This window comes from Treponema sp. OMZ 799 (genome assembly GCF_024181365.1).
In the GTDB taxonomy this organism is placed as follows: domain Bacteria; phylum Spirochaetota; class Spirochaetia; order Treponematales; family Treponemataceae; genus Treponema_B.
Window position 1 is genome coordinate 1,547,624 of the sequence record NZ_CP051301.1, and the last position, 23,678, is coordinate 1,571,301.

The following is a 23,678-nucleotide window of genomic DNA, read 5'->3' on the forward strand; positions in this document are numbered from 1 at the left end:
CAAGGAGAATTTCTTAGTTATGGAAAGATTTTTTAAACTTAAAGAGCACAATACTACCGTGCGCACCGAAGTCATTGCGGGTATTACTACCTTTTTGGCAATGGCTTATATTTTGGCCGTAAATCCGGGAATTTTAAGTGAAGCCGGAATGGATAGAGGTGCCGTTTTTACTGCAACCGCTCTGTCTGCCGCTATTGCAACTCTTGCTATGGGCTTTTTAGCTAATCTGCCTGTAGCCCTCGCTTCAGGGATGGGGTTAAATGCCTTTTTTACGTATAGCGTTGTTATAGGCTTAGGTTATTCCCCGTCTACGGCATTAACTGCCGTTTTTTTAGAAGGCGTTCTTTTTATTTTGCTTTCGCTTGTAAATGTCCGTGAGGCTATAGTAAAATCCATACCTGTCAATCTTAAAAAGGCTGTTGCCGCGGGTATAGGTATCTTTATTACCTTTATTGCCTTTCAAAATTCAGGCATAATTGTCGATAATCCTGCAACTCTAGTAGGACTCGGAGAATTCACTTGGGGCTCCCCTGCAGTTTTAGCTCTTATCGGTTTAATTATAACCTGTGCTCTTTTTATTTTAAGGGTACCGGGAGCGATCTTAATAGGTATTTTAGTTACAACCATAATAGGTATTCCCTTAAAGATTACCGTTCCCTTCGGAGGCTGGGAAGGCTGGTCTCCTTTAAGTCTGCCTGCAGCTCCTGCAATGTTCAATTTTGAATTTTCAAATGTGCTTTCTTTTAAATTCTTTATTGTATTTGTTTCATTCCTCTTTGTAGATATTTTTGATACGGTCGGAACCCTCGTCGGTGTTGCAACTCAGGCAAACCTTGTAGATAAGGATGGAAATATTCCTAAGATTAAACAAGCCTTTTTATCTGATGCTATCGGAACGGTAGTAGGCGCCGCCCTTGGAACCTCAACAGTAACAAGTTATGTAGAAAGTACCGCCGGTGTTGCGGCCGGAGGACGAACCGGTTTAACCTCTGTGGTTACAGCCCTTATGTTCATCGTTGCCTTGTTGTTTTCTCCGATTTTCCTATTGATTCCTGCTGCGGCCACTGCTCCTGCTTTAATAATGGTAGGCTTTTTGATGATGACCCAAGCCAGCGAAATCAACTATAAGGATCCTACAGAGGGTATACCCGCATTCTTAACAATGATTATGATGCCCTTTACCTATAGCGTTGCTGAAGGTATCGTATACGGCGTTTTGGCCTATGTTATCTTAAAATCAATTAAGGGTAAATTCAAGGAAATACCTCTTATTACCTGGATTTTGTTTGTAATCTTTATGTTAAGATTTTTTGTTAAATTCTAAGTATTTTAAAAACAACCGGAGAAAACAATGAGCGAAAAATTACAGGCGATTGAATTGGAAAAATCTTATAATCCTAAAGAATTTGAAGAGCGTATTTATTCCTTTTGGGAAGCCAATAAGTGCTTTAGGCCGGTAAAAAAGAAAACAGGCAAAAATACCTTTACGGTCGTCATTCCGCCTCCCAATGTTACGGGCGTTCTCCATGTAGGCCATGCCCTCGATGAAACCTTGCAGGATGTAATTGTCCGCTATCACCGCATGAAGGGGGATGAAACTCTTTGGATTCCCGGAACCGATCATGCAGGTATCGCAACCCAATCCGTTGTAGAAAAAAAATTGAAGGCTGAAGGCAAGACGAGGCACGATCTAGGAAGGGAAGCCTTTGTAGAAAAGGTTTGGGAAGTTAAAAATGAGCATCACTCGATAATAACAAAACAGCTCCGCAAAATGGGCGTTTCGGTTGACTGGGAAAGAGAACGCTTTACATTGGATGAAGGCCTCTCTCAGGCTGTAAGGGAAGTCTTTGTTTCTCTTTATGAAAAGGGGCTCATCTATCAGGGAAACTACCTTGTAAACTGGTGCCCTTCATGCGGTACGGCAATTTCCGATGATGAGGTTGAACATGAAGAGAGAAAGGGTGGCATGTACCATATTTATTACGAATTGGCTGACGGGGCAGTTTTACAAAATGAAGAAGGCGAAAAAATAACAAGAATCGAAATTGCGACCACCCGTCCCGAAACCCTCTTGGGAGATACAGCCATCGCAGTTCACCCCGAAGATTCCCGCTATGCATCCATCATAGGAAAGGAAGTAATTCTTCCTCTCGCAAATAGAAAGATTCCTGTTATTGCCGATTCTTATGTTGACAGGGAATTCGGAACAGGTGTCGTAAAGATAACTCCTGCCCATGACCCCAATGACTGGGAAGTAGGCAGGAGACATAATCTTCCGGTTCTCAATATCTTAAACCCTGACGGAACCTTGAACGAGGCTGTTCCGGAAAAATACCGCGGCCTTTCACCTGAAAAAGCGCGCAAGGCAGTTATCGAAGATTTGGAAGCCTTGGGGCTTTTTAAAAATGAAGAAAAAATAAAGCACGCTGTAGGCTGCTGTTACCGCTGCCACACAACTATAGAGCCCTATGTTTCAAAGCAATGGTTTGTAAAAATGCAGCCCTTGGCAGAAAAAGCCTTAGATGCATGGAAAAAAGGCGATGTTGTTTTTTATCCTCAAAAATGGGAGAACACTTATGCTCACTGGATGAACAATATCCGCGACTGGTGTATTTCCCGTCAGCTTTGGTGGGGACACCGTATTCCTGTTTGGTACTGTTCCGATTGCGGCAAAACAATAGTAAGCCGCACAGACATTACAGAGTGTCCTCACTGTAAGTCAAAAAATATAAGGCAGGATGAGGATGTTTTAGACACCTGGTTTTCAAGTTGGCTTTGGCCCTTTGCGACCCTCGGCTGGCCCGAAAAAAGCGAAGACCTCGAACGCTTTTTCCCGACATCTGCCCTTGTTACGGGACACGATATAATCTTCTTTTGGGTCGCGAGAATGATAATGGCTTCCTTACAGTTTACCGGGAAGGTTCCTTTTAAAGATATTTTTATCCACGGCTTGGTTATGGATAAACAGGGCCGCAAGATGAGTAAGAGCTTAGGGAACGGAATTGATCCCCTCGTAGCCATCGAAGAGTATGGGGCTGATGCCATGAAGTTTACTCTTACCTTTATGTGCGGCTCCCAAAGTCAGGATTTTTTAATCGACATGGAAAGCTTTAAGCTCGGCTCGAAATTTGCCAACAAGGTTTGGAATGCTTCGCGCTATATTTTAGGAAACCTTGCAGGAAGAACCATTGTGCCTGTAAGCCGGGAAAATTTAAAAGAACTTGACCGCTGGATCTATCACGAGCTTAACGAGGCAGCTCAAGTCGTAAGGGCAAGCCTTGATTTTTACCGCTACAATGAGGCGGCTCAAAAGGTTTACGAATTCTTTTGGAATAATTTTTGCGATTGGTATGTTGAAGGAACCAAGCTTTCATTTAAATACGGGGACGAAAAAGAGAAGGATAGGGCAGCCTCGGTGCTTCTTGCCGTCTTGGAAGAATCCTTACGCCTCCTTCATCCGTTCTTGGCCTTTGTTACAGAAGAGATTTATTCCAAACTGCCTAAAAATTGTGCCGAAGGCGCCTTGGCCCGTGCCGAAATTTTAATGACCTCCGATTACCCGGAAGAAAAAAAAGAGCGCATAGACGCGGCCGCTTCCATCCGCTTTAGAACCATGCAGGAAATAGTCCGCAACATCAGGGCCTTACGCTCCGAATGCGGCATAGATCCTCAAGTTAAGCTTAAAGTTTCTATTTATATTGAAAAAGATTCTCCTGCCGAAGCCGCCCGTGAAAATGCCGAAATAATTAAAATGCTTTCAGGTCTTTCCGAGTTGGATTTTATTGCTTCGCTTAACGAAAAAACGGCTTCTTCAATCGGTGTAGTGGGAGCGGGTTTTGAAGCCTTTTTGATAACGGGAGACTCAATCGATATCGAACAGCTAAAAAAGAGGTTTGAAAAAGAGCTTGAAAAAAGTGAGCAAAATGCTTCAAAGATAGATTTAAAACTCAAAAACGAGAATTTTGTCAAAAACGCTCCGAGCGAAGTCATCGAAGGCGAAAAAGAAAAGCTTACAGAATTTTTACGCCGTATCGAAAAACTTAAAGGCTATTTACAGGGAATGGTTTAAGAAAAATGTTTTATTTTTTACGGCATGGCGAGAGCGATGATATCAATCGAAATAAAAAAATATACCAAGGCTTCGGGGTAAATCTTTTACCTTTGAGCAAAGCCGGTGTAGAGCAGATAAAGGCAGCTTGTAAAGATAAGAGGCTTCAAAGAGCTGATATTATCCTGAGTTCCCCTTATACGCGAGCCGTGCAGACAGCTGCAATTTTATCTAAGGAATTGGGAGCAGATATTGTAATTGAAACTGATTTACATGAATGGCTGGCCAATAAGAATTTTATTTATGAAGATGAAAAAACGGCTTTTGCCTATCATAAAGCCTACTATGAAAATAATGGAAAATATCCCGACTGTAAAGATGAGCCTTGGGAAACTGCCGAAATGATTAAAAATCGCGTTCTTAAAGTTCTAAAAAAATATTCCCATTATAAAAAGGTAATAGTAGCAGCCCACGGGATGATGATTGAAACCGTTACGGGCTGCCATCATCCTTATCACGCTGAAATTATTGAGTTTGAGCTTTGAGAATTTTGGTATAAAATATTCTTAAAGCAAAATTGCAGATTGGGATTTAGACAAACAAAGATTTTATTTCATCTCAAAAAAATACTTGACAATACGTGTTAACACGTGCTATAATCTTAGCACAAGGTTGAGTTATGACGTCCAATGAAATCATAAAGCTGTTAAAAAAGGCCGGATATGAAATAATAGCCGGAGCAAAACATGACAAAGCAATTCACAAAAAAATCGGAAAAATGATAGCAATACCGCGTCATAAAGGTGATATTCCAAAAGGAACTGCACATAATATTTTAAAGGAAGCCGGTATTAAATAGGGCGAGGAGGTAAAGAATGAAATATACATATCCTGTTATTTTTGAAAACGATGACGGAAAAATAGGGGTTAGAGTTCCGGATATTTCCGGCTGTTTTACATTCGGAGACACGGTAACTGAAGCTATAGAAATGGCAGAGGATGCCATAGCTATGATGCTCGTCCATTATGAAGATAATAATCAAGAAATACCGAATCCCAGCAATATATCTGAAGTAAAAGTAAAAGACGGATTTGTAAACTATGTTATAGCCGATACCGATAAATGGCGCAGACAGTTCTCCGAAAAATCGGTGAAAAAAACGGTTACACTTCCTGCGTGGTTAAATTACAAAGCCGAAAATGCAAACCTTAATTTTTCGCAAGAATTGCAAAATGCCCTTAAAGCAAAATTACATGTTGGGGTGTAAAGTAAATATTGTAATATGGAGGTCTATATGACAACAGTTAGATTACCCATAGAATATGAGCAAAAACTTAATTGGTTATCTACCTCAAAGAAAAAGAATAAGAGTGATTTAATAAAAGAAGCTCTTGATATGTTGTTCCGCAATGAAGAGGCTGAGATGAATTCTTATGAGCTGGGAAAAGAATATTTCGGAAAATACGGGAGCGGCAATTCAGATTTATCGGTTTCTTATAAACAAAAAATTAGGGAGAAAATAAATGCTAAATACCGTGCTCATTGATCAGGCCCCCTCATAGCCTTGTTTGATAAGGACGATAAATATCATTTAAGTGTTATGGAGTTTATCAAAGACGGTAATTATAGCTTTGTATCGACAATTGCCGTATTGACCGAAGTAATGTACATGCTTGATTTTAATATAGAAGTTCAAATTAATTTTTTAGAATGGGTAATGAAAAAGGGGCTTATAATTCATGATATCAATCAAAACAGCATCAAGAGAATTTCCGAATTAATAAATAAGTATTCCGATAGACCCATGGATTTTGCAGATGCAACATTAGTAACTGCTGCCGAAGAAAGAGGAATAAACCGGATAATCAGTATAGATTCCGATTTTGATATTTACCGCCTGCACGGTAAATCAAAGATAGAGAATATATTTAAAAAGAGATTTAGATAAGCAAAATGCCCTTAAAGCAAAATTGCAGATTGGGATTTAGCCAAACAAAGGTTTTATTTAACCGCAAGGGGTGCAAAGAACGCAAAGAATTTTAATGGCTGTATGTCATTTTAAGAATTTTCCCATTTGAATAAAATTATCGGCAATATAAAATCCTGATTTTTTATAAAAATGTATATGAGCTTCATCGTTCACACTTGCAAGTTCTATAAGCGAGGCTCCGCTTGATTTAACAATATCTTCTAAGGCTTTTATCAGTAATGTGCCGTATCCTTTATTTTGATGTTGTGCATCTATTATTATTTCATCTAAAATGTATCCCAATAAATCATCGAATTGTTTATAATATCCTAGAATAAAGCCTATTAATAATTCTTCTTTATACATACCCGGACACATTGAATCATTAATCGTAATAAGTTGAGCGATTCTCTTACAGGCTTTTTCTTTTGTCCAGCAGCCGTTTTCAATGTTATTATAATAGTTAATATAAATTTCTGCTATTTCATTAATATCTTCAATTGTTAATTTTCTATATTCCAAATCAGGCCTCATTAAGTGCAAAATAATTATCCTTTATTTTACATAAGTTCTGCATATTTTTCAATGCCTTGCTTTTTTGTAAAAAATCGCTTATAATCGGTTTTCAATGAAACTTGAACGCATTCTCGAAATAATTATATACTTACTAAACCACGAAAAGGTTTCTGCAAAATATTTAGCTGAATATTTTAATGTGTCGGTGCGTACTATTCAGAGGGATATGGCAAGCATAGCAGAAGCCGGAATCCCTGTGTATACGCTGGGCGGAAGATACGGCGGCTATGCCGTCTTGGAAAATTACAAAATAAAAAACATCAACATCAAAAACAGCGAACAGCAGATTATTATAAACGCTTTGGAAAGTCTTGCGACCTCATACACAAACGATAAGCTCAATTTTTTAATCCAAAAATACAATGCAATTATCGAAAAAGAGGGCGGGCAAAAAGTATTTTGGGATTTTAGCGTTACAAAAGAAAATAAAAAAGTGCAGGGTTCCAATATGCTTTTAGAAGAGGCTATCAACAGTAAAAACTATATTGTTTTCGATTACCGCAATTCCGAAGGGAAAAGCTCCCATGTTTGCGCTGAGCCTCTTGCCATTCATTATAAATGGTATGCATGGTATTTATTTTCATACATCAAAGAAAAAAAAGAATATAGAACCTTTAAGGTTGCACGGATGCAAAATCTTGTTCTCTCAAAAGAAAGGTCTTTTATAAAACACGGCGACATACAACAAAAAATGAAAGAAGTCGAGCTTGCCTATTATAAAACCTGCATCGATATAGAAATCGCCTTTGACGAAAAAGAAATTCCTCTTATCGAAGAATACTTCCCCGATTCCGTAATCGAAAAAAAATCTTTTCAAAAATACAAAACCCATATTCGTGTTCCTGCAAGGGAACGCTTATGGAAGGCTCTTCTTCTCAGCTTCGGGGATAAGGTAAAGGTTATCTCTCCAAAAAATTACCAAGAAGAACTTATAAAAACAGCAAAAACTTTTTTATCCAATTACGACAAAAACCTTCTTGGAAGTATTTGATTTGATGAAAATAAATAAAAAAGTATTTTTTTACAAATTTATCTTGACATGCGTCGGAAACCATGAGATAATTATAATAAGTGAAAATACTTAATTCTTTTATTTTATGGTAGAGACTTACCGTAAAAACTACATTTTTTATTTTTTATGGGAGGAAAATATGAAAAAAAATATAACACTAATATTTGTAATAATTTTATTCTTTACATCTTTTTGTGTAAATTTGAATGCTGAAGAACAATCTCTTGTACTGTATCATGATTCTAGTGATGTCAATTTATTTAATTTATATGAGAATTTGTATAAAGATATTACTGAAAACTGGTTAGAACCGTATATGAAAGCAAAAACGGAATTTGAGAAAGCGGAGGCAGAAAAGAAACGTGCAGAGCGTGAATTGAGTAAAGCAAAGTCGGAGAAACAACGCGCCGAGCAAGAATTTAAAAAAGCAGAGGCAGAAAAAAAACGTGCAGAACAAGAATTTGCAAAAGCCGTTAGCGAGGCAGAAGCTCAAAAAAATATGAAATTATCTTTGGGTAGTATTAATAATATTCTAAAAAATTACCATGAATTAACTTCAAAATTGAATAAAACCGACTGGTCTTTATTTTTTAAAAATAAGAAAATTGAAGATATTTTGTGGACATTGGAAAATGATTCGCTTCCGGCTGAGGTTACATCTGTTTTTTCGGAATTAAACCTTGATGTAAAAAAGACAGCTTTACAATTGGCTGTATTACAATATTGTTTTTTTGTACTAAAATGTGAGAAAATGTTTGGAGATAAAATAAAAGAAACCGATCAACCTTCAATAATCTCCGAAATAAGAAAAGCAATAAGTATACAGGATTTTAGATTAGTAGAAAAAAATTATTATAAGATTGAACAAATCTTAGATGCAGCTAAAGAATAAAATATAGAGCTCCTTATAAAACTCTAATTGGCTTTTTCTTATGACCTTTAGTTTCATAGTGAAAAACTTCAGACGTGTCTCTCCAAAAGCTTACCGAGAAGAACTTATAAAAACAGCAAAAAGTTTTTTATCTAATTACGATAGATTTAAAGTAGACAACGAAAGAAAATATAAACTTATGGAATAATTATATGAATAAAAAAATAATAAAAGATCTATGTATTCTTTTTATATTGTATATTCTTGTTTTTTTTATGCTTTCTTATGTCGGTAAATTCCTTTTTAAAAATTTTTATAATTACTATTATATTTTATTTGTTAAATATAATGGAATTTTTGGCATTTTATTATTTTTACTGTTTATAATCATTTTCTATTTATTTTATTCAAAAGATTTAAAGATAATATTTACTTATAAAAAATTAAATTTCTCTATTATTATAAAAGGGATGATTTATCTGTCATCAATCACGATGATATATTATATAATATCATTTATTTTTGATAATTCTTTTCTTTTTAATTTTTTTAAATATTTTAATGATATTTTAACGGGTAAAAAAAATATTACTGTATATGATATTTTGATTTTAGAAAAATTACAAAGACCTCGTTTTGAACCTTTTATGCTTATAAGTACCGTAATCATTGGCCCTATTTTTGAAGAAATATTTTATAGAGGACTTCTGTATAATAAATTAAAAGAAATAAGCAATGACTTCATTGCTGTATTTATTTCTTCAATGTTTTTTGCTTTTTTACATATACCGGGTTATGGATTTAATATAAAAATGTTTTCTCTTGTGCTTGACGGTATTTTATTGGCTTATTGTTATGAAAAAACCAATAATATTTATGTCCCTATTCTTATTCATTCAATTAATAATTTTTTTATATTTTTATTTCGGTATGTATATTTTTATTTTTTAATAGTTATTTATTTTATAATTTTTATTGCCGGTATAATAATAGCTATACAAGAAATAAAAAAATACCTAAAAGTGCGAAAAACTTTTAATCTTGTACAATCAGATTCTCTATCGGAGAGTGAAAAATAATGTAATCGGTATATTTAAATGTGAAAAACATTAAAATTTGTTAAATAAAATTGAAATTTTTATAAATTTCGTAAATTTACGCTTGACGGGTGAAATTTTATATGATAGGCTTAAGTTAGACATCGAAGGAAAATATAAACTTATGGAGGATTTATATGAAAAACACACCATTACTTAAAATGAAAGGTATAACAAAAGATGACGGTATTATTTTAAATGACGGTCTTATTCTTGATGGAATAAGTGATTCATTGAACGATGAAAAAGCTTGGGATGATGGTATTAAGCCTATGGGAGGTGTTATGGAAAGAAGAGACCCTAGATGGCATAGTGGTGATCATGGCCCTGGTTGCTGTGCAGGCGGAGGTTCAGGAAATATAATTACAGAAAAGGAAATTATTTTGTAGCGATATTATTTTTCCTTCAATGTTCTTATTATAGGGTATGGATTATGAATAAAAAAGTAATAAAAGATCTGTGCATTCTTTTTATGCTGTATATTCTTGTTTTTTATATAAATTCGTATATTCATAAGTTTTTATTAAATAATTTTTATAATTGCTATTATGCTTTATTCGGTAAATATAATAAAATTGTTGACCTTCTAATATCTTTACTATTTATAATTGTTTTATATTTATTGTATCTAAAAGAAATGAAGATAATATTTACTTATAAAAAATTAAATTTCTTTTTTATTGTAAAAAGTTTGATTTATATATTATCAATTGGAATGATATATTATATAATATACTTTATCTTTGATAATGCTTTTCTTTTTAATTTTTTTAAATACTTTAATGATATTTTAACGGGTAAAAAAAATATTACTATATATGATATTTTGATTTTAGAAAAATCTCTAAAACCTCGTTTTGAACCTTTTATGCTTATAGGTTCAGTAATTTTTGGTCCTATTTTTGAAGAAATACTATATAGAGGGCTTATGTATAATAAATTAAAAGAAATAAGTAATGCCTTTATTGGTGTACTTATTTCTTCAATACTTTTTGCTCTTTTACACATACCAAAGTACGGTTTTGGAACAAATACATTCTTTTTATTTTTAGTAGGAATTTTATTGGCTTATTGTTATGAAAAAACTAATAATATTTATGTTCCTATTTTTGTTCATTCAATTAATAATTTTTTTATATTTTTATTTAACTATGTATATTTTTATTTTTTAATAGTTATTTATTTTATAATTTTTATTATAGCCCTCATAATCTTGATAATTGATATTAGCAAATACGTAAAGATGAGAAAAAGTTTGAAAATTTGAAAAAAATGCTTTTTTTCATAAATTTACCCTTGACAAAGGTAAAAATGTGGTCTACTATGTAAGTGGAGGAAGCTATGAATTTGGATAAACTAAGAAAAGATATCAAATCGGGCTCGCTTGATTTATCCGATATTAAAAATATTGATATTTTATATGGAAAACTTGGATTCTACAATGCTAGGTATTGTTTTTTATCGATATTTGAAACTTTAAGACTTGGGGACAAGTGTATACCCAGCTGTATGGAAGGCTGTTCTCATGGTTGTATGGATTGCTGTGCGAGTAGTAAACAAACGGTTTTATAAATATAATTTTTGTGTGCTAAGTAATGGAGGTGTAAATGCAGTTATCTAAACTAAAACAGGGTATCAAAGACGGGAACCTTGAAGCTTCCGAGTGGAATGAAGTTTTGATGAATTCGGGTTTTGCATCTTATTTTAATTCTTATTTTTTAACTGGTGTATGTAGAAAATCTTGCAGCAACGGCTGTTCATCAAATACAATAAACGGAACGATTAGGTTGTCTGACTTTAAAAATTGCGGTGTTTCCTGTGCCCCGTCTTGTGCGGTTGTTTCTTGTGCGACATGTACTTTATCCTGCCCCATAAGTATGGCTTTAGGTTAAATAAAATTTATTTAAAATAAATACTTTGGAGGAAAATAAATTGAAAAAAATTATTGATTGCAGCTTCTTCTTTTTTATTCTGCATATCCTTATTTTGTCGTGTACGGTAAGTAATTATGATAAAGCCGTTTTAAGCGAAGACAATGTAAAAAGTTTTATTGAAAATCATGAAAGGCTTTTTGCCGAAATAACGGCAGCCGATATAAAGGCTTGGATAGCAGTTGACAACGAAATAAGTATGTCTGATCTTTTTAAGTCTATATGTAAAAAAACGCCTCCCAAAAAAATACAAAAGATTTTTAAGCAAAACGGTCTCAATCCTAAACTGGGGCATTTACAGCTTGCCGTTTTACAATATGGAATAGTTGCCGATACAATCGAAAAAACTCTTGCAGAAATTTCAAATGAAGAACGTACCCAAGAGCAAAAAGAAAACGATAAGCAAACCGTAGGCTGGCTTAACGAAATAAAATCTCAAATAAATTCCGATGATTATGAATTGATAAAAAAATATTCTGCTGAATTATATGAAATTTTTAATCAGTTAGAAAATAATCTATAAAACACCGGAGGGTGATTATGAATTTATCCGATCTGAAACAAAAAATAAAAAACGGTGAACTTGATTATAAACCTGAAGATACGGCTATGGATTCGGTTTTGAAATTCTTTGTTTTTAGTTATTGTTCCCTAAAATGTCAGCCGGGATGTTCTGTAAGCAGTACAGTAAAAGACAACAAACCATGCGGTATAGCATCCGCATGTGCGGAAGGCTGTGCTGCTTCATCTTGTGCATCGAAATGTTTTTACGGCTGCTCTAACGGGAAAACCATAGGTTTATTTTAAAATAAAAAGATTCCATGCAAAACTTCAACCCGAATCAAAAACTAATCTATAACCCCGAACTTCGCTTTAGAAAAGAAGAACACCGCTGTGTTGCATATACAATAGATGACTTTTTTTATTCTCCCGATAAGGTAAGTATTTTGCTTCCGCAAGAAGTTATTATGCTCTTACTCTTTGACGGTGAACATACCTTCGGCGAAGTTGCAAATAACATGGCTTATGTTTTTGGAATGGAATCAAATGATGATGTTGATTATAAAAAACTACTTTTTAATTCGCTTGAAGCTCTCGAAAAACGTACCAATATTCAGCCCTTGGTTATGGATATTTCCGAAGTAAAACCTGCTATTTTAAAACAAACTCAAAACCGTTATCCCGATCCGTCAGCCTTTATAATTCCTAAAGAAAAAATTATTTTTGATCCGCGTGATTTACGGCTTTCAGCTCCTCTTTCGGTAAATTATAACGTGATGACCTCCTGCGGCTTTAAGTGCAAGTACTGTTACCATCCCCTTGTGCCTGTAAAAGAATTAATCCCGCTTGAACGTTTAAATATTATTTTTAAAGAACTAAAAGAAACCGGATGCGAAAGTTTTATGCTCACAGGAGGAGACCCCATGCTCCGCCCCGACATAGATGAGCTTATGCAAAGTTTATACGAGCACGGGCTTTTATATTCTCTTTCAACTAAATCGATTATAAGTGAAGACAGAATAAAAAAATTGCGTGAAAAGGCGGGCTTAAGGGGAATGCAGATAAGCCTTGATGCCGCCGACGGTAAAATAGTTAAAAATGTTTTAGGTATCACCGATGATGAGTATTTTTCAAAAGCAATTCAAATGATAAAAAACTTACAAAAACACGGTATTGAAGTGCGTGTAAAGGCTGTTTTAACTTCGTATAATGCAGACGGCTTAGCCGATTACTTAAACCTTCTTAACGATTTGGGAATTAAACGGATGCAGGTTGTTCAATACGGAAGAAGCGGTACGCGGCATACCGATGATCTTTATCCGAGTGATGAGCAAATGAAAAGAGCGAGCGGTGTTGTCAAAGAATTTAAAGAAGCACATAAGGATGTGGAGCTTACGGCAGGCGGATTTGAAAAAGCCTATGATGAGCCTGTAATAGTCGAGCAGGTTACAAAAGAAAATATCTTTGAAAAAAGAGCAATTTGTAATGCGGGGCGTTTTTCTTTAACCCTAATGCCGAACGGTGAAGTTTTTATTTGCGAACAGCTTCCTTACGATAAGCGGTATGTATTGGGAGATTTAAAAACGCAAAGCCTTGCAGAATGTTGGAACGGGGAACTTATGCAAAAATGGCTTAATCCGCCCGAGCGGAATATTTTTGCCGAAAACTCGCCGTGCAAAACCTGCCCGGAAGAATACTATAACGAATGTCATAAGGTGTACAGCCGTTGTTTGCGTTTTATTTATGAGCACACAGGCGATACTCTTACGGCGGATATAAAATGTCCCCGTTATTATTTTGAAAAAAGAAGAATAACTTAAAATGGAATGAATACAAAATTATCTCGTTGGGCTGCCTCATTTATAAAGCCGTTTTTTTTGGCCTTGTTTTTTCTTCTTTGTTTTTCTCTTATCGGTAATTATGCATCCACCTTTGAACCTCTATTTACGGGGAAGATAATCGATGCTTTAACCTTAAAAGATAGGACGGCTTTTTTTTCCTTTTTAAAGATCATTATTCTTTTCCAAATTGCAGGGCTTGCTTTTTCGCTTTTAAGTTCTTGGTTCCGGTTTTTGCTTCAGCGTAAAATGACCGTTTATACCGAAAGCCGTCTTTATTTAAACCTCTTACATTTACCGCCTAAGGGAAGTTCCGAGCAGGATTCGGGTAAACTTTTAAATCTTTTTTTATCAGATTTAGGCATAATGACGGGTATCTATACTTATCAAATTCCTTCGATAATTACCTCCATTATTATGATGGGTATAATAGGTTTTAGGCTCTTTAAAATAGATATTTTTATTTTTTGTCTTACGCTCATAGTTTCGGTTATTCCCGTTTTTTTGGCAAAATATTTTGGAACAAAGCAGGCTGCGGTAAATGAAGCTCAGCGTAAAAGGCAGGATGAGTATACTGCCTATATTAGCGAAACGATACGGGGTTTACAGGAGATAAAAAATCATTCTTCGCAAAAGTTTTTTATTTATAAGTTTAAAAATATTTTAAAATATATTTTTATTCACGTAAAAGAATCTACAATTATCGGAATGCAGTCTTCCTCTGCTTCTTTTTTTACTAATTTTACCATAAACATTTCTTTATTTGCCATTATCGGTTTAACCGTTCTTGAAGGAAAAAACACCGTCGGCACTATTACCGCAGCCCTCATGTATTCTCAAAAATTTAGAAGCCTTGTTTCTTCATGTGCCGAAACTTATAAGGGAATTATAGTTTCCTTTGTTTCGGTAGAGCGCTTAAAAAGTATTTTTGATGAAAGACAAAATTTTTTTTCGCTCATAAAAGAAGAAAAAGATACTTCAAACATAAAAAAAATCAAAATAGAAAATGTAAGTTTTGCTTATAAAAAAAATAATTTTCTTTTTAAAAATCTAAATACCGAGTTTAAATTCCCAGGTCTTTATCTTATTAAGGGAGAGAACGGTTCAGGCAAAACTAGTCTTTTTAATATTATTTCGGGAAATATTAGTCTTAAAACTGAATCGGTATTAGAAGGTAAGATTATTTTTTTTAATATTGCTTCAAGGCTTTCGTATATAAGTCAAAATCCTTTTATTTTTTCCGGTACTATAAAAGAAAATCTATTATTCGGTAAAAAAGCCGATATGCTTACAATAAACGATGTTTTGACAAAAACAAAACTAAATAAGGTTATCGATGTGCTGGACAAGGGGCTTGACACACAATTGGGCGGAAAAGAACATATCCTTTCGCAGGGGCAAATTCAGCGTCTTGCCTTAAGCCGCTGTTTTTTGCAAACCGGCGAGGTTATCTTATTCGATGAGGTGGAAAATGCCCTCGATTCTGAAACAAACCTCGCATTAAGCTCTCTTTTATCCGAACTTAAAACGCAAAAACTTATTTTAATGATAACACACCGCTCCTCCTATGACAGCATAGCTGATGGAGTGTTTACTCTAGGTAAAATTTAAAACTTTTTTCTCCAATTACGACATATAGTTGTCGCTCTTTTGTGATAGTATTCATCATAAATTTTAGACGAGTAGAGTGCGATGAAAAAATATTTTTTAATATCGAAGGCATATTTTAAAGGTTCCCTTATGAATTTAATGGAATATAAATTTAATTTTATAAGCGGCGGAACCTTTGAACTTGTATGGATGCTGATGTATCTAATTTTTATAAACACTATTTTTATTCACACAAAAACGGTGAACGGTTGGGATAAGTACCGAATGCTGATGCTTACCTTTCAAGGCGGACTTATGGATTCACTTTTTACTTTTTTGATAGTACCGGGATTAAAAAGATTACCCGAAATGATAAATACCGGCACCTTGGATTTTATCTTACTAAAGCCATTGCCGCCGCGTTTTACTATTTCGTTTAACGAATTCGATATTCCTCAAATAAAAAATATCTTCATAAATATTGCAGGTTTAATTTATTGTTTTATCGAACTCGATATAGAAATGACGCCATTAAAATTATCGCTTTATATTTTGCTTTCGCTTAACGGCTTTTTTTTAATTTATTCGATTATGTTTATATTGATGAGCTTAGCTTTTTGGTTTATGAGAATGGATATTGTTATGGGAATAGGCTCGGAACTCATTACAATCGGAAATAAACCCATGCAGATATATCCCGGCTTGATTCAAAAAATACTCATATTTGTTGTTCCGCTTTTTATTTGTTTTAATTTTCCGATTTTATTTGCCGTAGAAAAATTACCGAGGTACTACATCGGGGTTTCTTTTGTTTCGAGTTTTTTCTTTTTTATATTGTCAAATTTTATTTTTAAAAGAGGAGTAAAGCACTATGTCGGATCAGGCAGTTAATAATGTGAACAGTATTGTTGCAGAAAATATTTGCAAGACTTATGCTTATTATAAAAAAGATGCAGGTCTTAAAGGAAGCATTAAAAATATATTTAAGCGGGAAAAACTTTATAAGTCTGCCGTTAAAAATCTTTCTTTTCAAATTCATCAAGGTTCGATAACGGGTTTAATCGGTTTAAACGGTGCAGGAAAAACGACAACGCTTAAAATGCTGTCGGGTTTAATATTTCCGACGGAAGGAAAGATTTCCGCATTGAATTTCAATCCTTTTGAAAAGAAAAAAGAATATTTGCGTCAAATTTCAATGGTGATGGGAAATAAGAGTCAGCTTTGGTGGGACTTGCCGGCTGTGGATTCTTTTGAATTGAATAAAACTATTTACGAACTTGAAGATGCCGATTATAAAAAAACGCTTAACACGATGATCGAAATACTCGGTGTCGAAAAACAGCTGAACGTTCAAGTGAGGCGGCTTTCTTTGGGAGAGCGAATGAAGATGGAATTGATAGCAGCTCTCATTCATAAACCGAAACTTATTTTTCTTGATGAGCCTACAATAGGACTCGACATCATTACACAATATGCTATACGGGATTTTTTAAAACAGTATTGCAGTACATATCATTCCACGCTTATATTGACAAGTCATAATTTTAACGACATTGTTTCTCTTTGCAGCGAATTGATTTTAATAAACAACGGAGAAAAAATATATTCCGATTCATTTGTTCATTTTAAAAACGAGTTTTTAAATAAAAAATACTTTATACTAAAATTAAAATTCCCAAACGCTGAAAAAATTATAAAAATCTTGCACGAAAGGGAAGGGCTTTTTGCAGAAAAAAGAGGAGAAGATACCGTTAAAATTTCTGCCGATGCTTCAGATAGCTTGGATATATTAAAAAGTATTTCCAATGATTTTATCGAAGAGTTAAGCGATATTACCATTGAAAATATATCGATGGAAGATGTTATCAGAAAATTATATACGGCGGCCGGCTGATTTTTTATTTAATTATTTTAAGGGAAGAATTATGAATATCTATTATAAAGTTTTTAAGACAAGTTTAGCTAATCAATTGGAGTACAGGGTTAATTTTATTTCGGGGTTTATATTTTCGCTTTTTCCTTTTACTGTTAATGTGCTTTTATGGCTTGCCGTCAGTTATCAAAGTACGGATATGCCTCTTGAAGCAGGCGGAATTGTTTCTTATTATTTTTTAACCTTAATAACATACAATATCACCTCAACCGTTTCTATATTTAAAGTTTCGGACGACATAAGGCTCGGTACCTTAAATACCTATCTTATAAAACCGTATAATTATGCACTTTACCAACTTGCTTCCGATTTACCGCATCGTTTTGTTTTTATTACGATGAATGCTCTTCCTATTTTGATTTTATATTTTTTACTGTCGCCTTATTTTGTGTTTAATTTTTTTACATGGAAGATTGTGTTTTTTACGCTCTTTTTATTTGCAGGTTATCTTATCAATTTTTTAATCGATTTTTTGATAGCTCTATACAGCTTTTACTTTTCGCGTGTTTCTTCACTTTACACTTCGATAAGGGTACTTAAAAATATTTCTGCCGGTATTATTTTTCCGCTAATCCTTTTGCCCGAATCGGTATTTAAGGTTTTAAAAAACTTACCCTTTGCCTTTATTTCCCATATCCCCGTAAGTTTTTTGCTTGATAACGAATCGCTTTATGGAGCTTTCTTCTATTTGCTTAAAGCCGCTTGTTGGATAGCGGTATTAAGTGTTTTTTGTGCAATAGTATGGAAAAAAGGCTTAAAAAAATATTCCGCTTATGGGGGCTAAATATATAAAGTCCCTTCTAAAAAATTAGGTATAGATTTTTAAAAGGTGTCTTACAAATCTTTCCGCATCCGGGCAGGGCTGATTCCGTAGGTTTCTTTAAACGCTTTTTGAAAATAGCCGTCCCCGTAGTAGCCGACCGCCTGTGCTATTTCTACAATGGATAATTCATCATTATAAAGCAATTCAAGCGCTCTTGTCATTCTTACCTTTTGCGTGTATTCATTTATTGTCGTGTTAAAACAATCTTTAAAACCCGTTACCAAAGAGACAATACCCAATAAAAGTAACGGATTTATTACCGCGTCTTCCATGGTATGAGCAATAACCAACGGCCATACGGATTTTGTAATTCTGAAAATTTCCGTATACATTATCGTCCAAACTGTAACTACGATTGTTCCTATCAAAAAAAATGTCAATCTTCCAACAGGTAAAGTATTTTGTATTTCACTTTCGGAAAGAAATATCATAATATAAGGCAAATGCCAAAGCCGCCATATAAATCCGATAAGCAAATATATTTTTAAATCGGATAATTTTAACTTTAATAATTGATTTGTAAGATAAGCTCTCCACACGGATTCTTCAAATATATTTTTTATAAATTGAATTGTAATCTGTGTAAACAAAATTCCGAAATAGGCCGTAAGACCTATACTCATATTGGAAAATCTGATACCTTTTGTTATTACGCCCAGTAAAATAACAATTATAGTAACGACCGGATATACCAAAAAACTTATTAAATATAATTTATCGACAAAATATCCTATCCAGCCGCAAAGGGTACTGAAAATTGTAAAAATAATTATATTTCGTTTAGTTCTATTTGTGTTATTCATCTTCTTTTTTATACTCCATAAATATTTTTTCTTTAAATCCTTTTTGCTTGCCAAACATAACTTTATCTCGTTTTATTTCGATAAAACCTAATTTAGTATAGCAATTAATTGCTGCATAATTTGTATCTACCACATCCAAAAGATAGTTTGTATAACTTGTTTCGGATATTACTTTTGTTATCAAAAAAGAAGCGATACCTCGGCCTTGAAATTTTTGTCTGACAGCTGCAAATTCTATAAAGCCTATAGTTTCCGATTTACAGTAATTAATTTCAAAGTCTTTGAAATTTGCCATGTATAAAATCCGGCCGACAAAGGCTCCGAAATATTTTTGAGCTGCTTTTTTTGCTCCATTTATAGCTCTTCCTTTAATATCTGAAAGTGCTAAAACTCCGATAATTTCCTGTTCAGTTTCTATCAGATAAAAACAATTTATTCTTATGCATTCTTTAAGAAAACTTTCTACTTTATTCTTTCCGACTTTATTTATAAATTCGGAAAAATCTTTTTGAAATGCATCGAGAATGCAATCGACAATTTTGTTTCTATCAGATTCTTGTGCTTGTCTTATTTTTTTCATACGGAATTCCTTTAATGCCTGTTTGTTCTTTATATTCTTTTTTTTAATTTTTTAAACCATTCTATATTAAAAGCAGCGATGTCGATTCCATAGTCCAAGGCAGCCATCGTGAATGTACCGATGTCTTCGATGCTTTCGGATATATTTTTTTTATGCAATGCTTTAATTCTTTTTTGATACTCTTTATCGGTAAGTAAATAATTCTTTAAAGCTGCTCTTTCATCTTCAACATTTATTGACTCTTTTACGGATTTTAATGCTGCATAGTCTTTTTCTAAGGAGACAATAATTTGATTGATCAAATATTTCCGGTTTTCCTTCGGAACATAACCCATAAAAAGAAGTTTTGCAAAATCCATATTCTTAGTTTTTGAAGTATTAAGCGGCACCTTTATCCAATCTATTAATGCCTTTTGCCCGATGTCGGTTATTGAGTATCTTTTTTTATTTACTCCTTTTTCGACCAGTTCTTCAAAACTAACCATATTCAGTTCAAGCAATTTTTTAAGAGCTGCCTGAATGCTTCCAAGGCTATCACTGCACATAGACTTAAAATTATTTTTGATAACATTTTTAATTTCGTATGCAGTCATCCTGCGTAGCAGTAAAATTCCTAAAATTATTTTATCCATAAGACACCTATCGATTTTCTATATATCTTATAGTAACATACCTTTTAGGTATTGTCAATGCTTTTACTATATTATTTTTAAAATAATTTTTATGATGCCTTATATATGGGAAAAATTAATAACCGGAAATCTTGACGGATATGTGTTTTTTGGTATATACTACATATGTGGAGGTTTTTAATGCTTACAAAATTGACACTGACGATAGATAAGGATATAGTGGAAAGTGCAAAACGATACGCAAAAAAAGAAAACCGCAGTATTTCCAAACTTGTAAGTGAGTATCTAGAACATATTTCCGGTGCAAAAAAAACTTTTCTTACAGGTAATAGCTTAAATGCTCCCTTGACTGAGTCATTATCCGGTATGTTCACTGATAATGGAAAGCCCTATAATGAGCTTTTAACTGAAGCCTTATCGGATAAGTATTTATGATAAAAAAAGTGTTTATAGATACAGGCATACATTATAACGAGAAATACTACCGACTATAAAGCGGCTCAATTACGCGTATGTTCGCCTGAAAATTTTATACAGCTATTCAGGTAAAGGAGTAAAGAATGTTGCTGTGTTGTTTTATACTATATCTTAGGGCATTAGATGATTGAGTTAAAAACAATTGATATATAAAAGATTTACTACAGCCCAAAGATTTGGGGCGGTATGTCAAGGCCAAGCATTTTACAAAATTGAAGTCCAAACTTTGCAAAATTAAATGCAATAGATGTAACTATCTTATCTGTTACAATATATCCATCTTCTATAGGATTTTTTATACAATCGTCCCATCCTTTCATTTTATCAAGATCTTCGTTTGTAAATCCTTCTTCAAATAAATCTTCTTTATTTACTCCTGCCATAAACGGTTTTCCATTAAGCATTTCGGTTTTTACTAGTAAGATAGGAGCAATTGATATTGCGCCAATTATTTTATCTTTAAATTTTTTTATAAAATTTAAAATATCTTTATCTTCTATTGCAGATCTAATATCGGCTGCACCAGGCAATAGAAGGCTATCATATTCATCAATAATTATTTCATCAATTGATCTATCTGGTAATACAGTTAAACCTTCTTCACTTTTAATTAAATCTTTATATTTGGCAAATACTACTACCTCTTTATTTTTTAAAGCTAAACCTTCAAGAGCAACACTAATCTCAAAGTTACAATAGGTTTCATAAATTAATAAAGCCGTTTTTTTCATTTATTTTCTCCTTCATAAATTATCATCATTTATATAATCTTAGTTCCTATTTTCATATCAATTCTCCATTGCGGAGATACGCCGTCATCTCCCCAATATTTACTTCATCTTTTCATTTGTCTTTTTTTGAAATTTTTCATTGTTGACGATAAAGCGCTCGTGTGTTCCTTCTCCGATCAAACCTGTTTCGTCATAGGCCTTTACCGAAAAGATAAGCTTTTTTCCGTCTATGCCGGTAAGTTCGCTTTCGCAATAAACTTTCATACCGAGCGGCGTTGCAGAAACATGCTTTATTTCCAATAAGATGCCGACAGTTCCATGTCCTTCTTCCAAATAATCCTGCACGCTTTTCCATGCAGTTTTTTCCATTAATGCAATCATCGCAGGGCTGCCGAATACTTTCAGTGTTCCGCTTTCCAAACTTTCAGCTGAATGATTTTCATTTACGATAATTTCTTCTTTTCCCTTAATACCTGTTTTTAACATAATAATTCCTTTTTCGATATTTTATATTATAAGTTTTAATTTTTCAAGCACTTGAGAGTTTCTAAAAATTTATCTTGATAGTCTGCATTGATGGTGCCGTCTCTATCTAAAAATGCTATTTTCATATTAATTCCGTATTCTTTATAAAAAGTCTATAAGTTATACCGAAATAAATTCCGTATATGACAAAAAACGGAATGAGGGTGAATATAAAATGAATAAAACCTGAGGCAAGAAGGCCTGTATGAAACCAAAAGAAGTTGCCTACAAAAACGGTAATCATTCCGCTTAATAGAATACCTAAAAGCGCCGGAATACAAAAATAAAAGGCGAGCTGTTTTAAAATCAATTTTTTTAAGTCTGAAGGCGAAAGTCCCAATTGAAAAAGAATTGTGTAGCGGAAGCGGTATTTTACTGCATCCGAAAGTTGTTGTATGGAAAGCACGGTTAAAACTGCACACATAAAACTTGCTGCAATGTAAAAAAGCACAAAGGAAATCATGGTGATAATCGGGAGTACCTCAGTAAAAAGAAATCGGCGGCTTACCAAATAATCATCGGCCATCGTCATTATTTTATCATCACCCGGTGCATAACCTTCTCCGTCCGTTTTATCCGGGTTTTTCAGTTCCTTTAATAATGAATCGGAAAGTTCATTATCAAAACGCAAAGCCGTAACGGAATAAAATGGGTTTAAATCTTTTTTATACGAATCGGCAACTACAAGAATGTAGTCGCTTCCGTAGTGTCCGTTTTGCGAAATGCCTTCATCATAAACGGTCTTGCATTTTAAAAAGTTTCCATTCAGTGATATGCTCTTATCTTTATCAAAGCTATCTAAAAATTTTAAAAGTACTTTTTTGGTGTGAAGAATATATTCTCCTTGTGCTATATTTACAGGTTTTAAGTCTAAGGACGAGCGGAGTTCATTATAATCGCTTAAAAGCAAAAAGGTGTGGGTCGGGTAATAATATCTTTTATATCCCGTATCGGACATTTCCATTTCTTTTTTTAAAAAGAGAGGTAAAGCCGATTGACCATCGGTGTAAATCGTGTGCGTAATTCTTTCGGTTATAGTTAATTCTTGTTCTATTAATTTAACATATTCATCAAAACTATAATCGGGCGTTTTATTATAAATGATAATTAGCATAAGAAGCGGAAAATACGTCATGTGTTACCATCAAAATGCTGGTGTGCATTTCGCTGTTCATTTTTTGAAAGGTTTCTAAAAGAATTTGTGCCGAATGAGAATCTAAGGCTCCGGTCGGCTCATCTGCCAAGACAAGGCCGGGCTTATTTGCAATAGCCCGTGCACAGGCACAGCGCTGTTTTTCTCCGCCTGAAACCTCATGCGGATATTTGTTGCGAAGTCCGTAAATCCCGAAATTCTCTTGTAATTCCTTTGCCCGCTCCAACATTTCTTTTTTGCTTTGCTTGTTAAGGCTCAACGCAAGTAAGATGTTTTCTTCTAAGGTTAAGGTGTCAAGGAGATTGTAATTTTGAAAGACGAAGCCTAAGTTGTTTTTTCTAAATTCGGCAAGGTTTGCAGCTGAAGCTTTTGTAAGCTCAAAATCTCCGAAAAGAACGCTCCCTTCCGTAGCCGTGTCGATTGCAGCAATGATGTTTAAAAGGCTCGTTTTTCCGGAACCCGACGGCCCCATAATCGCAATAAACTCACCGCTTTTTACTGTAAAGCTTACAGAGTCAAGCGCCTTTGTAATATGCGATGTGCCGTATTTTTTTCCTACATTTAAAATTTTTATATCCATAAATTCC

General features: G+C 33.9%; 29 protein-coding genes and 1 pseudogene. 22 read left to right on the top strand and 8 right to left on the bottom strand.

Going from position 1 to position 23,678, the window contains the following annotated elements; translation table 11 throughout:
* The first annotated feature begins 19 nt into the window (after positions 1 to 19).
* The 7 genes and pseudogenes from E4O04_RS06980 (at position 20) to E4O04_RS07010 (ending at position 5,997) form a co-directional block, all read left to right on the top strand.
* Complete coding sequence (locus tag E4O04_RS06980; protein WP_253707035.1) at positions 20 to 1,324, top strand: NCS2 family permease; 1,305 nt, start codon at positions 20 to 22, stop codon at positions 1,322 to 1,324.
* Between the two features lie 27 nt (positions 1,325 to 1,351).
* Positions 1,352 to 4,069: a valine--tRNA ligase gene (locus tag E4O04_RS06985; RefSeq protein ID WP_253707037.1), complete on the top strand. Its 2,718-nt coding sequence runs from the start codon at positions 1,352 to 1,354 to the stop codon at positions 4,067 to 4,069.
* Positions 4,070 to 4,074: 5 nt separating this feature from the next.
* The gene (locus tag E4O04_RS06990; protein WP_253707039.1) at positions 4,075 to 4,593 is read left to right on the top strand and encodes a histidine phosphatase family protein; all 519 of its coding nucleotides are present in this window, start codon (positions 4,075 to 4,077) and stop codon (positions 4,591 to 4,593) included.
* 134 nt (positions 4,594 to 4,727) lie between these two features.
* Positions 4,728 to 4,907, top strand: coding sequence for a type II toxin-antitoxin system HicA family toxin (locus E4O04_RS06995; RefSeq protein ID WP_253707041.1), 180 nt, complete (start codon positions 4,728 to 4,730; stop codon positions 4,905 to 4,907).
* 16 nt (positions 4,908 to 4,923) lie between these two features.
* On the top strand, positions 4,924 to 5,316 hold the full coding sequence (locus tag E4O04_RS07000; RefSeq protein WP_253707043.1) for a type II toxin-antitoxin system HicB family antitoxin: 393 nt from the start codon (positions 4,924 to 4,926) through the stop codon (positions 5,314 to 5,316).
* A 27-nt stretch (positions 5,317 to 5,343) separates the two neighbouring features.
* Positions 5,344 to 5,595 carry a CopG family transcriptional regulator gene (locus E4O04_RS07005; protein WP_253707045.1) on the top strand — a complete coding sequence of 84 codons (252 nt, stop codon included), beginning with the start codon at positions 5,344 to 5,346 and terminating at the stop codon, positions 5,593 to 5,595.
* Positions 5,573 to 5,997, top strand: a pseudogene (locus E4O04_RS07010) (type II toxin-antitoxin system VapC family toxin). The gene E4O04_RS07005 and the pseudogene E4O04_RS07010 overlap by 23 nt, the downstream one beginning before the upstream one ends.
* A 105-nt stretch (positions 5,998 to 6,102) precedes the next feature.
* On the opposite strand, the gene E4O04_RS07015 reads toward E4O04_RS07010, so the two are convergent.
* A complete protein-coding gene (locus E4O04_RS07015; RefSeq protein WP_253707049.1) occupies positions 6,103 to 6,540 on the bottom strand; it encodes a GNAT family N-acetyltransferase in 438 nt (145 codons plus the stop codon).
* 106 nt (positions 6,541 to 6,646) lie between these two features.
* Here E4O04_RS07015 and E4O04_RS07020 point away from each other — a divergent pair, with 106 nt between their 5' ends.
* The 14 genes from E4O04_RS07020 to E4O04_RS07085 all read left to right on the top strand — a co-directional run bounded on the left by E4O04_RS07020 (position 6,647) and on the right by E4O04_RS07085 (position 18,151).
* Entirely contained in the window at positions 6,647 to 7,585 is a 939-nt protein-coding gene (locus E4O04_RS07020) for a helix-turn-helix transcriptional regulator (protein WP_253707051.1), read from the top strand.
* Positions 7,586 to 7,745: 160 nt separating this feature from the next.
* Entirely contained in the window at positions 7,746 to 8,498 is a 753-nt protein-coding gene (locus E4O04_RS07025; protein WP_253695083.1) for a hypothetical protein, read from the top strand.
* A 191-nt stretch (positions 8,499 to 8,689) separates the two neighbouring features.
* Positions 8,690 to 9,556: a CPBP family intramembrane glutamic endopeptidase gene (locus E4O04_RS07030; RefSeq protein WP_253707053.1), complete on the top strand. Its 867-nt coding sequence runs from the start codon at positions 8,690 to 8,692 to the stop codon at positions 9,554 to 9,556.
* 155 nt (positions 9,557 to 9,711) lie between these two features.
* On the top strand, positions 9,712 to 9,963 hold the full coding sequence (locus E4O04_RS07035; RefSeq protein ID WP_253707055.1) for a hypothetical protein: 252 nt from the start codon (positions 9,712 to 9,714) through the stop codon (positions 9,961 to 9,963).
* Positions 9,964 to 10,007: 44 nt separating this feature from the next.
* The gene (locus E4O04_RS07040; RefSeq protein ID WP_253707056.1) at positions 10,008 to 10,841 is read left to right on the top strand and encodes a CPBP family intramembrane glutamic endopeptidase; all 834 of its coding nucleotides are present in this window, start codon (positions 10,008 to 10,010) and stop codon (positions 10,839 to 10,841) included.
* A gap of 74 nt (positions 10,842 to 10,915) precedes the next feature.
* Positions 10,916 to 11,146 (top strand): hypothetical protein, encoded by a 231-nt coding sequence (locus E4O04_RS07045; protein ID WP_253688085.1) that lies wholly within the window; start codon positions 10,916 to 10,918, stop codon positions 11,144 to 11,146.
* 35 nt (positions 11,147 to 11,181) lie between these two features.
* Complete coding sequence (locus E4O04_RS07050; RefSeq protein WP_253688084.1) at positions 11,182 to 11,466, top strand: hypothetical protein; 285 nt, start codon at positions 11,182 to 11,184, stop codon at positions 11,464 to 11,466.
* Positions 11,467 to 11,506: 40 nt separating this feature from the next.
* Positions 11,507 to 12,028: a hypothetical protein gene (locus E4O04_RS07055; protein WP_253707057.1), complete on the top strand. Its 522-nt coding sequence runs from the start codon at positions 11,507 to 11,509 to the stop codon at positions 12,026 to 12,028.
* A 17-nt stretch (positions 12,029 to 12,045) separates the two neighbouring features.
* A complete protein-coding gene (locus E4O04_RS07060; protein ID WP_253688082.1) occupies positions 12,046 to 12,312 on the top strand; it encodes a hypothetical protein in 267 nt (88 codons plus the stop codon).
* Between the two features lie 14 nt (positions 12,313 to 12,326).
* The gene (locus E4O04_RS07065; protein ID WP_253707058.1) at positions 12,327 to 13,826 is read left to right on the top strand and encodes a radical SAM protein; all 1,500 of its coding nucleotides are present in this window, start codon (positions 12,327 to 12,329) and stop codon (positions 13,824 to 13,826) included.
* Positions 13,827 to 13,832: 6 nt separating this feature from the next.
* Positions 13,833 to 15,455 (top strand): ABC transporter transmembrane domain-containing protein, encoded by a 1,623-nt coding sequence (locus E4O04_RS07070; RefSeq protein WP_253707059.1) that lies wholly within the window; start codon positions 13,833 to 13,835, stop codon positions 15,453 to 15,455.
* Between the two features lie 81 nt (positions 15,456 to 15,536).
* Positions 15,537 to 16,325, top strand: coding sequence for an ABC transporter permease (locus E4O04_RS07075; RefSeq protein ID WP_253707060.1), 789 nt, complete (start codon positions 15,537 to 15,539; stop codon positions 16,323 to 16,325).
* Positions 16,306 to 17,328: an ABC transporter ATP-binding protein gene (locus E4O04_RS07080; protein ID WP_253707061.1), complete on the top strand. Its 1,023-nt coding sequence runs from the start codon at positions 16,306 to 16,308 to the stop codon at positions 17,326 to 17,328. The genes E4O04_RS07075 and E4O04_RS07080 overlap by 20 nt, the downstream gene beginning before the upstream one ends.
* A gap of 31 nt (positions 17,329 to 17,359) precedes the next feature.
* Positions 17,360 to 18,151 carry an ABC transporter permease gene (locus tag E4O04_RS07085; protein ID WP_253707062.1) on the top strand — a complete coding sequence of 264 codons (792 nt, stop codon included), beginning with the start codon at positions 17,360 to 17,362 and terminating at the stop codon, positions 18,149 to 18,151.
* Positions 18,152 to 18,201: 50 nt separating this feature from the next.
* Here the strand turns inward: E4O04_RS07085 and E4O04_RS07090 are convergent, their stop codons facing one another.
* From E4O04_RS07090 to E4O04_RS07100, 3 genes are read right to left on the bottom strand one after another with little or no spacing between them, the layout of a single operon-like run.
* Entirely contained in the window at positions 18,202 to 18,993 is a 792-nt protein-coding gene (locus tag E4O04_RS07090; protein WP_253707063.1) for a helix-turn-helix domain-containing protein, read from the bottom strand.
* Positions 18,986 to 19,573, bottom strand: coding sequence for a GNAT family N-acetyltransferase (locus tag E4O04_RS07095; RefSeq protein ID WP_253688074.1), 588 nt, complete (start codon positions 19,571 to 19,573; stop codon positions 18,986 to 18,988). Before E4O04_RS07095 ends, E4O04_RS07090 begins: the two co-directional genes overlap by 8 nt.
* Positions 19,574 to 19,602: 29 nt before the next feature.
* Positions 19,603 to 20,205, bottom strand: a complete 603-nt coding sequence (locus tag E4O04_RS07100; protein WP_253688073.1) for a PadR family transcriptional regulator — start codon at positions 20,203 to 20,205, stop codon at positions 19,603 to 19,605.
* A 180-nt stretch (positions 20,206 to 20,385) separates the two neighbouring features.
* On the opposite strand from E4O04_RS07100, the gene E4O04_RS07105 reads away from it, so the two are divergent.
* Complete coding sequence (locus tag E4O04_RS07105; RefSeq protein WP_253707064.1) at positions 20,386 to 20,640, top strand: DUF6364 family protein; 255 nt, start codon at positions 20,386 to 20,388, stop codon at positions 20,638 to 20,640.
* 203 nt (positions 20,641 to 20,843) lie between these two features.
* Here the strand turns inward: E4O04_RS07105 and E4O04_RS07110 are convergent, their stop codons facing one another.
* The 4 genes from E4O04_RS07110 to E4O04_RS07125 all read right to left on the bottom strand — a co-directional run bounded on the left by E4O04_RS07110 (position 20,844) and on the right by E4O04_RS07125 (position 23,671).
* Positions 20,844 to 21,413, bottom strand: a complete 570-nt coding sequence (locus tag E4O04_RS07110; RefSeq protein WP_253707066.1) for a DJ-1/PfpI family protein — start codon at positions 21,411 to 21,413, stop codon at positions 20,844 to 20,846.
* A 99-nt stretch (positions 21,414 to 21,512) separates the two neighbouring features.
* Positions 21,513 to 21,899: a thioesterase family protein gene (locus E4O04_RS07115; RefSeq protein ID WP_253707068.1), complete on the bottom strand. Its 387-nt coding sequence runs from the start codon at positions 21,897 to 21,899 to the stop codon at positions 21,513 to 21,515.
* A gap of 121 nt (positions 21,900 to 22,020) precedes the next feature.
* Positions 22,021 to 23,052, bottom strand: coding sequence for a hypothetical protein (locus E4O04_RS07120; protein ID WP_253707070.1), 1,032 nt, complete (start codon positions 23,050 to 23,052; stop codon positions 22,021 to 22,023).
* Positions 23,033 to 23,671, bottom strand: coding sequence for an ABC transporter ATP-binding protein (locus tag E4O04_RS07125; RefSeq protein ID WP_253707072.1), 639 nt, complete (start codon positions 23,669 to 23,671; stop codon positions 23,033 to 23,035). Before E4O04_RS07125 ends, E4O04_RS07120 begins: the two co-directional genes overlap by 20 nt.
* Positions 23,672 to 23,678: the final 7 nt, after the last annotated feature.